The following is a 2,473-nucleotide window of genomic DNA, read 5'->3' on the forward strand; positions in this document are numbered from 1 at the left end:
CCGCAGCATAGTACAGGCCCCGGTCCGTGGCCCACAGGATAAAGTGATAGGTGTGATGGGTCTGCACTTTCAGCGTGGTTTCCGACCAGTTCCGTTCCTGCCGCCAGGCCACGAAGCGCAGCAGCAGTGCATACAGGCTTTTTGGGTCATGCGCCGGCCCTACAGGCTGACGATAGACGTCATCGACGGTCAGGAGACTTCCTTTGCGCGGTTTACGGTTTGCCATGATTAACCTCCGTTTCGGATTGGGGATGGGCGGCTGAGGCAGCGGGCGGTGGGGCCTTTTGCGTTTTATGTCTGTTAACCGTTTTCTTTCCGGCTCCGCCCGGTTCTGTTGTTAAGCCTTGTGCTGTCTGTGCTGAGGCCGGATTTTGTCTGTCCGGCTGTGTACCGACCTGGGGCCGACCTGTACCCGACTGAACACCCTCTGACCCCGACCGGAACGCCTTGCCCGCAACAGCGTCATTCGCCATTTCTGTTTCTTCGGGCAGGGGGATTGAAGCCGGTTTTTTTTCTGCCTTAATAACCGTTTTTTGTTTTACCCCGGCCACTTCCGTCGATAAGTCTGGTGTTGCCTGCCCTGAGGCCGGATTTTGACTGACCGACTGACTGCCGACCCTGCCCCGACCCGTGCCCGACTGAACATCTCCTGACCCCGACTGGAACACATTGCCTGTCATTTCTGACCGGGATTCAGTCATCTCCAGTAACCCGCACAGATGCGGTTGCCCGGTATCTTCACCATCCCACAACAGCGTATATTCATAGGTCAGCCCGCGGCGATGCAGCAACAGGTATTCCATTTCCAGCAACCGCGCCAGATGCACTTTCAGTTGCGTATCGCCCCAGTGCAGAGCGGTCCGAATATCCCGCCGGGTAAAATGCAGTTCATCGACCTTGACCGCCTGTTGTCCGGCGGTTTCCCGTACCCAGTCCTGTATCAGCAGCAACAGCTTGCGCGTCTGCGGCGGCATTTCATCCAGCGTGCGACCCAGCACCTCATGCGCCAGCCGGTTGGCGAGGGCAATGTCGTCTTGGGTGACTTCGATATATTCGATGACCTGTCCGCGGTGGGTCGTTTTCTTCACTTCACGTTGATACTGGTGCAGCAGGGCAATGGCCTGTATCAGCGTCAGGTATTTCATGTGGTCGCGCCGCATCCGGGTTTTGTCTGACAGGAACGTCAGTTGGTGGGCGTAAGGATTGACCACTTTCAGCGGCCTTAACAGGCGCTGGGCGTTCTGGTGCAGTTGAGTCAGATAGCCTTTCTCCGAGTCAGCCAGCAATCCGGCCAGCGTCTGGCGGTGTCGCTGCATGGCGTGGATAGCCTGTGTCTGCTCGCGCGATTCGTTGACCGTCAGCACCAGACAGCGGTTCAGCAGTTCTTCATCCACATCAATGGCCGTCGTCGTTAACATCAGCATCACCGGTCCCTGTACCTTGTATTCCCGCGTCACCAGTTCGCCGCTCTGTTCGTTCTTGCCGGTGCTGGCGATTTTCAGCTCGCCGTCGGACTGCAACAGTTTCAGGGCATAAGCCGCCTGCCGCACGCCTTCCTCTTCGGCTATCGCCAGTATCTTGTGTTGCAGGCTGGTTTCCCCCAGATAGTAGAGGCTCTGTCCGGTCATCGCCGAGTACTGGATACGCTCCTCTTCCGGCATCAGGTTCAGCACCGCCTCCATCAGGCTGCTCTTGCCTGCCGCGCTGCTGCTCTGGATTAACACGGCCAGCGGTTTATCGAGTTTGCGCGAGACCGCCGCCAGATACCCGGTCAGCAGATTGGTGGATTCGCCGACCACCCCGCAGGCGGCCATGTCGTTGATAATCTGTTCTGTTAAGTTCGGCGATGTCAGCAACGCCAGCGCGGCGGCTTCGTCTTCCGCGCTGACCGTGACCGCCGTTGTCCCTGAGGCTTCGGCGTCGGCCTGCTGTTGCGCGTCCTGTTGCTGCTCCAGCATCAGCAAGACCCGCCCGGCTTCGCGTTTGATGACCGACAGCTCGCATTCCAGCTCTTGCGCCGCCGTGCTGATGTAGTGCTGACGATGCCGCGCATGGTACATGTCCAGCGTATCCACATGGAACAGGCCGGACGTTTCATCCCGCACCTGCACATTGACTTTCATCACATCGGGCACCGGGGATTTTTTCATCCCCCGTATTCGCCAGACCCGGGGGCCGCTTTTCATCAACAACTCACCGGACGCCGTGCGCTCACAGGGCACGGGGGCAACGGTCAGCGCCGGCGGGGCGGCTAAAGCAGCCGGTTTAGCTACCCCGGCACTTTGGGGCTTTTCCGTCACACCCGGCGAGACGGGCCGCTCATGGCTGAACACCGCGCCCGGTGCGGTTCCCTGTCCCAGCCAGACCGCCTGTTGCAAGGCCAGCCCCAGCGCATGTTCGGCATTGCCGCTTTTCAGCGCATAGTCATTGGCATCCATACCCGGCGGGAACTGCACCCGCCATGCCTCGATAC

The 2,473-nt window shown here is 59.4% G+C and carries 1 protein-coding gene and 1 pseudogene; both read right to left on the bottom strand.

Going from position 1 to position 2,473, the window contains the following annotated elements:
* Positions 1–226: pseudogene (locus tag AACQ38_RS23585) on the bottom strand (site-specific tyrosine recombinase XerC); the annotation flags it as partial.
* Positions 213–2,473: DNA primase (locus tag AACQ38_RS23590; RefSeq protein ID WP_165579225.1), on the bottom strand; the 2,261-nt coding region annotated here is incomplete at its 5' end. The pseudogene AACQ38_RS23585 and the gene AACQ38_RS23590, both read right to left, overlap by 14 nt.

It is taken from the genome of Photorhabdus sp. RW14-46 (assembly GCF_963887965.1).
In the GTDB taxonomy this organism is placed as follows: domain Bacteria; phylum Pseudomonadota; class Gammaproteobacteria; order Enterobacterales; family Enterobacteriaceae; genus Photorhabdus; species Photorhabdus laumondii.